The sequence below is a fragment of the Paucilactobacillus wasatchensis genome, from assembly GCF_000876205.1.
Lineage (GTDB): Bacteria > Bacillota > Bacilli > Lactobacillales > Lactobacillaceae > Paucilactobacillus > Paucilactobacillus wasatchensis.
In genome coordinates this window covers 1-7959 of the sequence record NZ_AWTT01000057.1, presented here as the reverse complement: position 1 = coordinate 7959, position 7959 = coordinate 1, and the positions used below count along the sequence as shown (strand labels likewise).

The following is a 7959-nucleotide window of genomic DNA, read 5'->3' as shown; positions in this document are numbered from 1 at the left end:
CCCGACACGGTGAAGTTCACCGTATCGGGGCTTTTTGTGTGTTACACCACGGCTTCTCAACGTGGCTGAAAACACTCTGGTTTAATTACATCATTCCGCCCATTCCAGGACCTGCTGCTGGAGCGGCTGGTGCTGGATTATCTTCTGGCTTGTCGGCAACAACTGCTTCAGTTGTTAATAGTAAAGCTGAGACAGAAGCTGCATTTTGAAGTGCTGAACGAGTTACCTTCGTTGGATCAACAATTCCGGCTTTGATCATATCTTCAAACTTGTCGTCAGCGGCATTGTAACCAATACCCTGCTTTTCATTTTTCAAACGTTCAACAATTACTGAACCTTCTAAACCGGCATTTTCGGCAATTTGACGAACTGGTTCTTCAAGTGCACGCTTAACAATCTTAACACCAGTTGCTTCGTCGCCTTCAGCAGTAACAGCATCAACGTCTTTGATTACGTTAACCAATGCAACACCACCACCAGAAACAAATCCTTCTTCAACGGCAGCACGAGTAGCATTTAAAGCATCTTCAATGCGATACTTCTTTTCTTTTAGTTCAGTTTCAGTAGCAGCACCAACACGGACAACTGCGACACCACCAGCTAATTTAGCAAGACGTTCTTGTAACTTTTCCTTGTCAAAATCAGAAGTTGTGTCAGCAATCTGACCCTTGATCAAATCAACCCGTTCGTTAATTTGTTCCTTGGCACCAGAACCTTCAACAATCGTTGTGTTTTCTTTTGTCACTGTAACTTTGTTAGCTTGACCTAATTGATCAACAGTTGTGTCTTTCAAGTTCAAACCAAGGTCGTCAGTAATAACAGTCCCACCAGTTAAAATAGCGATATCTTCTAGTTGAGCCTTACGACGATCACCAAAGCCAGGTGCCTTAACGGCAACAACGTTAAATGTTCCACGCATCTTGTTCAAAACAAGAGTTGGTAAAGCTTCGCCAGTAATATCATCAGCAATGATTAATAGTGAACGGCTTTGTTCAACAACTGCTTGCAATAATGGTAAGATATCTTGAATATTACCAATCTTCTTGTCAGTAATCAGAATGTATGGATTGTCTAAGTCTGCTTCCATCTTATCGTTATCGGTCACCATGTACTGTGACATGTAACCACGATCAAATTGCATTCCTTCAACAACGTCTAAGGTTGTATCAACACCACGTGATTCCTCAATTGTAATAACACCATCGTTACCAACTTTTTCCATTGCTTCAGCAATTAGCTTACCAACTTCTGGATTAGCTGATGAAATTGAAGCGATTTGGGCGATATCATCTTTAGTTTTAACATCGTGTGATAATTTGTGTAAACCATCCACAGCAGCTTTAGTAGCCTTTTCAATTCCACGACGGATACCAACTGGGTTAGCACCGGCTGTGACGTTCTTCATTCCTTCGTTAACAATTGCATGAGTCAATACAGTAGCAGTTGTCGTACCATCACCAGCAATATCATTAGTCTTTGAAGCAACTTCAGCAACTAGCTTAGCACCCATGTTTTCAAAGTGATCTTCAAGATCAATTGCCTTAGCAATGGTAACACCATCATTTGTGATTGTCGGTGAACCGTATGATTGTTCCAACACAACATTACGTCCCTTAGGACCGATTGTCGTCTTAACTGTATCTGCTAATTTGTCGACACCTTTAAGCATTTGTGCACGAGCGTCTTCAGAAAATTTAAGTTCCTTTGCCATAATATATTTTCACCTCATGAATTTAGTTATTAATCTTTTTTTACTGTGATTAATTAATCAACAATCGCTACAATATCCTTTTCGTGAACTACAAGGTATTTTTCGCCTTCATATTCAACTTCGTTACCGGCGTATTTATCAAACAATACACGGTCGCCTTCTTTAACTGAAGGAGCAACTTTTTCGCCGTTATCCAAAGTATGACCTTCACCCACAGCGATTACTTTGCCAGTAGTTGGCTTTTCCTTGGCATTTGATGCCAACACAATTCCACCAACAGTTTTTTCTTCTTCTTGTTCAGCTTGTAGAACAACGCGATCTCCTAATGGTTTTAACACGTTTATCCCTCCATCAATTCTAAAATTTTATTTTTAGCACTCTCACATCTCAAGTGCTAAACACAAAATCTACTATATCATTTTTTGAGTTAAATGCAAGAATTTAAAATCAAAAAGAGTGAACCTGAGTGTGAAGATCCGTAGGCTACGGTAGTAATCACAATTAATAAATTAGGTTTTGATTTGTTAATTGTTATTACTGGCTTAGCCCTAGGTATCTGCTCTGGTGAACAAGCCCACAAAAAAAGCCCGCAACCAATTTCTTGGCAAGCAAGCTCTAACGAAACTAGTCTTCTGGCATATTGTAGTGATCGATAAAATAAATTAACGTTTGCAATTCGTTGGTAAGATCAACATTTTGTACTCGTACTTCAGTAGGTACTGATAACCGTAGTGGGGTAAAATTCAAAATACCACGAATTCCAATTTTAACTAATTGATCAGTAACTTTTTGTGCAGATTCTGATGGGATTGTGAGAATTACAACATCAATTTGTTGGTCTTGCAATTGTTCGCTCATTTCCTCCATCGAATAAACTGGCACACCGCTTTGAACGGTGTTGATTAAATCAGCATTGACATCAAAAGCAGCACTAATGCGAACGTTACTATTTTGGTGAAAATTAAAGTTCAGTAGCGCATGTCCCAAATTTCCAACTCCAATTAAAGCAACATTAGTTAACTTGTCTTGATTCAAAATTTCTTTGAAAAAGTTTAGTAAGTCTTCGACATCATAACCATATCCCCGTTTCCCCAATTCTCCAAAATACGAGAAGTCACGGCGAATAGTTGCTGAATCTACTTGAACAGCTTCTGACAATTCAGTTGATGAAACCCGATGCTTATTTGCATCGAGCAAAATATTTAAATAGCGATAATAAATTGGTAACCGTTTGGCGGTTGCACGTGGAATCTTTCGATTAGCCATATTTTCCTCCTGCTAGCTTGTGAAATTTACTTTACCATGTATTCTAGCATACCTGCGAAGATTGTGAAACATTCAGCAAAAATATTTTGCAACCAAACAGTTTTCAGCTATGGTTAGGTTTGTGCTACAATCTTAATAAATCAACTAAAGGAAAATAATATGCTGTTATTACAAACTGTTAATGTTGTACGCCGTTTTGGTGCCGAAACATTATTTCACAAGATTAATTTACAGGTTCAAACTAATAGTAGAGTCGCATTAGTCGGTCGGAATGGGGCTGGCAAGACAACTCTTTTAAAAATTATCGCAGGAATTAACCCACCCGATGATGGTACCGTTAGTCTAAAAAAAGGAACAACACTAGGTTATTTGGCACAAGATCAGGGGCTGGATAGTCAACAAAGTATCTGGGGAGAATTAGATGGTGTTTTTGCATCATTACATCAGCAAGAAGCCCAAATTCACGCGCTTGAACAAAAAATTAGTCAACTTTCTACAGCTGATGCTGATTACGAGACCACGTTAAAAACTTATGATCAATCGCAACACGATTTTAGCTCTAAGGGTGGTTTCACATACGAAGCCCGTATTCGCGGTGTCTTGCATGGTTTTCATTTTGAAGAACCTGACTACCAAACACCAATCAATACGCTGTCTGGTGGGCAAAAAACACAAATAGCACTTGCCAAATTATTGCTACAGGCACCAGATATTTTAATTTTGGATGAACCAACTAATCATTTAGATATGGACATTTTAGCATGGTTGGAAGATTACTTAAAAAGTTATTCTGGCGCCCTTTTAGTTGTTTCCCATGACCGTTATTTCCTGGATCACGTCGTGTCCGAAGTTTATGATTTGGATCAACGCGAATTAACCCACTATAGCGGTAATTATTCTCAGTTCATGACCGTTAAAGCAGCAAATTTAAAAACAAAGTGGAAACAATTTGAACAACAACAAACACAAATTAACAAGTTAGAGGATTTTGTTAATCGTAATATTGTCCGCGCCTCAACCACTAAACGGGCGCAAGCACGACGAAAACAACTCGATAAAATGGATCGGTTGGAGCAGCCAACTACCGATGATTCCTCAATCCGTTTTGCTCTAACAGCGGCACGTCAAAGTGGCAACATTGTCCTACAGGTTGCTGATGCAAAAATTGGTTATGACAATCAAATTTTAGCTGCACCGGTAAATTTTGAAGTGCGTAATCATCAACGCATCGCCATTATCGGCCCCAATGGAATCGGTAAGTCAACCTTATTAAAATCTATTTTGGCAAAAACCGAGTTATTAGATGGTCAGGTGAAATTAGGTGCTAACGTTCAAGTAGGCTACTATGATCAAGAGCAACAGGTGCTCCATCCTAAAAAGACGGTGCTAGCCGAAATTTGGGACGATCATCCCACAGTTAACGAACAAGATATTCGTTCATTATTAGGCAGCTTTTTATTCGTTGGTGACGATGTATTCAAACTAGTACACGAACTTAGTGGTGGTGAAAAAGCACGTCTACAATTAACTAAACTAGCATTTGAACACGCCAACTTTTTAATTTTAGATGAACCGACAAATCATTTGGATATCGATAGTCGTGAAGTACTTGAACAAGCAATTAACGAATTTGATGGTACCGTCTTGTTTGTATCACATGACCGGTATTTCATTAATCAAGTTGCTACTGACATTTTGGCATTGCATCCAACTGGTATTACCCACTATAGCGGTAATTACGATGACTACCTAACGCAGCTAGCCAAAACAAAACAAACTACTGATACTACAATTTCTTCACCAAAACAACCATCGAGCCAAACAGAATATCAACTCAGTAAGGAAAAACAAAAAGAACAACGCAAATTGGAACGGCAAGTCACTAAGCTTGAAGACGAATTAACTCAATTGGAAGAAAATAAACAATCCATTGAAACTCAGATGGCCCAACCAGATGTTTTCTCAGATGCCAATAAATTGGCGGACTTACAAGCAAAATTGAGTGCAATTGAAACTGATATCACAACTGCTGAAAATAGTTGGACCCAGGCAGCAGAAAACTTAGAAAATTTCAGCAATAAACTTTAATAAGCGTAAAGGAGGGGCTACTCTCGTTCGCATTTTAATAAAAATAAAACCAACCTAAAATTAGTGCCAAGGAAGAATAACTTAATTCCTTGGCACTAATTTTAGGTTAGTTAACATTAATAAATTATAAATGCACTGTTAGTAATTGAACTAAGATTTTTCTAGCGCCATAATTAACCGACCAACGTTTTCAGCGGTGTTCGTCAAATTTAATGGCCCAGCAGCAATTGCATCCGGCAAAGTGGTTACACCAGGAACAATTGCAAAAATAGCATCAATTGATTTACTACTGTAAAGCGATTCTACCCCAGAACCAACATTTCCTGCCAAAACAATGACTGGTGCATTGGGTGAAACTAATTTAGTAGCTTGTGCAACGCCGTACGGTGTCTTACCAAATTTAGTTTGAAAATCAATTCCACCTTCACCGGTGAAAATAACATCCGCATTCTTGGCTTTTTCCTTCAGCTGTGAATATTCAATCACAATGTCAATTCCCTTTTCCATTTTAGCAGGAGTGAAGGCCAGCAACCCTGCTCCCAATCCACCTGCAGCACCAGCACCAGGATAGTAAGCAAGGTCTTTATCTAAGTCACGTTTAATGATATCGGCGTAGTGTGATAAATTTTTATCTAGTACCTTAATCATTTCTGGTGTGGCACCCTTTTGCGGACCAAATACGGCTGAGGAACCTTCTGGACCGACCAACGGATTGGTAACATCAGAGGCAATTATAAACTCTGTCTGCGCAATTCGAGGATCAATGTGCTCCATATTGATGCTGTCCAACTCGTCTAACGAACCCCCACCAAACAATATTTCATGGGTTTGCTTATTTTGCAACCGGACGCCGAGTGCCTGAGCCATCCCGGCACCACCATCATTAGTAGCGCTCCCACCAATTCCTAATATAATAGTGTTAACTCCTTGATCAAGTGCTTTCAAGATCAGTTCGCCAGTCCCAAAAGTCGTTGTGATCAGTGGATTGTGTGTTTGGTCATTAACATATTGAATGCCACTTGCTTCTGCCATTTCAATTACAGCTGTAGTACCATTTCCTAAAATACCAAAATGTGCTTCTACAGGCTTACCAAGTGGGCCGGTGACTGACTGAGATAACAGTTCACCGCCCGTCGCATCGACTAGTGACTGAACCGTGCCTTCACCGCCATCCGCCATGGGCACCTTGACATACTCAGCGTCGGGCAACACCTTTTCTAGGCCAGCTTGAATTGCTTGTGCCGCCTCCTTGGCGGTCATCCCACCTTTAAATGAGTCTGGTGCAATAACAAATTTCATGTTAAACCTCCTAATTAACAATTACTCAGCTCTTAAAAGAAACCAAACATTACTGTAGCGACAATTGCACAGGTAATCCCGACCAGTGATTCATACAAAATACACTGCGAACGTTCTGCAATTTCCATATGCATTGCATTAGCAGTAACGTGGAAATAATTGCCGTGTGGTAAATGATCGATTACAATCCCACCAGTATGAACCATTGCGGCAGCAGCTAGTGGCGCAACGCCGAAACCTAAGATAGCTTTACCAAATGAACCGGTCGCCAAAATAACTCCAGTCGATGTAGATGCAGCTGCTGCAGCCATTAAGATCCCCGAAATTGGCGCCAGCAGTGTCCCGGAAACATGTGACATTTTAATTAAGTTAATTACTTGTGCCGGTAAACTCGAATTCGTAATCAACCCACCAATTGCACCCGCACCAAGCAAAATCAGCACAACATCCGTCATCCGGGCCATCCCTGATTGAGCATATGACCGTAATTTCTTACCTTGTCCCATTGCCAAAGCACCAACAATAGCAGCAAATGGCAGTACATAGAGTGCATCCAGGTTTAATTCAGTCAAAATTTTAACATGAAAAATGGACCCAATTGGATTTAGTAATAATAAGATGATTGCAGTAACAGGTGTCACCAATGCACTCTTTAAACTCGGCAAATCTTCTGGCTGGGTCGCATTAGCTGCTAAATTAGCAATATCTTGATCTAAAACCTCCGAACCTTTATTTTTTAGTAAAGTGGCCAACAAAACTGCCATTGCCAAACCAAACAGTGCAGGAATAAAGTCAGCAATCATTACTTGACTTAAATCAACACCAAACCCTTTGGCAGCAGCAATTGTGTTGGGATTTGGTGAAATAATATTTCCAGCTTTACCACCACCTGATAATGCTACTAACAAAGCCAGTTTAGAAATGTGCATTCGTTTGCCGGCTTCCAGTGCGACTGGTGCAACAATTAAGACAGCTACGGGAATAAAAACTCCTACCGCAGTGATCACCATTGTTGCCAATGCTAAGGCAAAGATTGCCAACCTGTCACCTAGTTTGGTAACAATCGTCCGGGCCAACGTATCAGCAGAACCAGATTCCATCATAACTCCTGCCAACATTCCCGCTGCTAGCACTCGCAATATGGTCCCCACCACGCTTTGTGACCCAATAATTAGAATATTGATTGTCTGTACAAGATTGGCACCGCCTAAAATTGAACCAACAATCGCTCCTAGTAACAGTGAATAAACAGGATTTAGCTTCTTTAAAATTAGAATAATTGCCAGTGCTAATCCGACTAACGCTGCCCACCACGAAACTGTAACTCCTACTTCCATGACATCTCCTCCTTAAAAAAATGAAATCGTTTTACATGCTAAGTTTACTTGATCGCAATCGCTTAAGCAAACAGATCTTTCACATCGTATGTGTCAAGTTTTCCTAGATACCTTTTATTCGACTTAATATTTATACATCCGAATTAACGGGAGTATGCTTTTGCCATTGCCCCTATGGGGCTACTTGTTGATGAATCAACAGTAATATTACCAATTTTAACTCCTATGTGCTGTGAACGTATTTTTCGGTTTAAATTT

The 7959-nt window shown here is 40.0% G+C and carries 6 protein-coding genes; 1 reads left to right on the top strand and 5 read right to left on the bottom strand.

What is annotated here, in order from left to right; genetic code table 11:
- Positions 1-85 precede the first annotated feature (85 nt).
- The 3 genes from groL to WDC_RS08495 form a co-directional block, all read right to left on the bottom strand.
- The gene (gene groL / locus WDC_RS08505) at positions 86-1711 is read right to left on the bottom strand and encodes a chaperonin GroEL (protein WP_044011435.1); all 1626 of its coding nucleotides are present in this window, start codon (positions 1709-1711) and stop codon (positions 86-88) included.
- A 53-nt stretch (positions 1712-1764) separates the two neighbouring features.
- A complete protein-coding gene (groES, locus tag WDC_RS08500) occupies positions 1765-2049 on the bottom strand; it encodes a co-chaperone GroES (RefSeq protein WP_044011434.1) in 285 nt (94 codons plus the stop codon).
- A 286-nt stretch (positions 2050-2335) separates the two neighbouring features.
- A complete protein-coding gene (locus WDC_RS08495; RefSeq protein WP_044011433.1) occupies positions 2336-2977 on the bottom strand; it encodes a redox-sensing transcriptional repressor Rex in 642 nt (213 codons plus the stop codon).
- Between the two features lie 159 nt (positions 2978-3136).
- Between WDC_RS08495 and WDC_RS08490 the strand changes: the two genes are divergently transcribed.
- Positions 3137-5065, top strand: coding sequence for an ABC-F family ATP-binding cassette domain-containing protein (locus tag WDC_RS08490; protein ID WP_044011432.1), 1929 nt, complete (start codon positions 3137-3139; stop codon positions 5063-5065).
- A 150-nt stretch (positions 5066-5215) separates the two neighbouring features.
- On the opposite strand, the gene WDC_RS08485 is transcribed toward WDC_RS08490, so the two are convergent.
- A complete protein-coding gene (locus WDC_RS08485) occupies positions 5216-6364 on the bottom strand; it encodes a glycerate kinase family protein (RefSeq protein WP_044011431.1) in 1149 nt (382 codons plus the stop codon).
- Between the two features lie 32 nt (positions 6365-6396).
- A complete protein-coding gene (locus tag WDC_RS08480; protein WP_044011430.1) occupies positions 6397-7701 on the bottom strand; it encodes a GntP family permease in 1305 nt (434 codons plus the stop codon).
- Positions 7702-7959 lie beyond the last annotated feature (258 nt).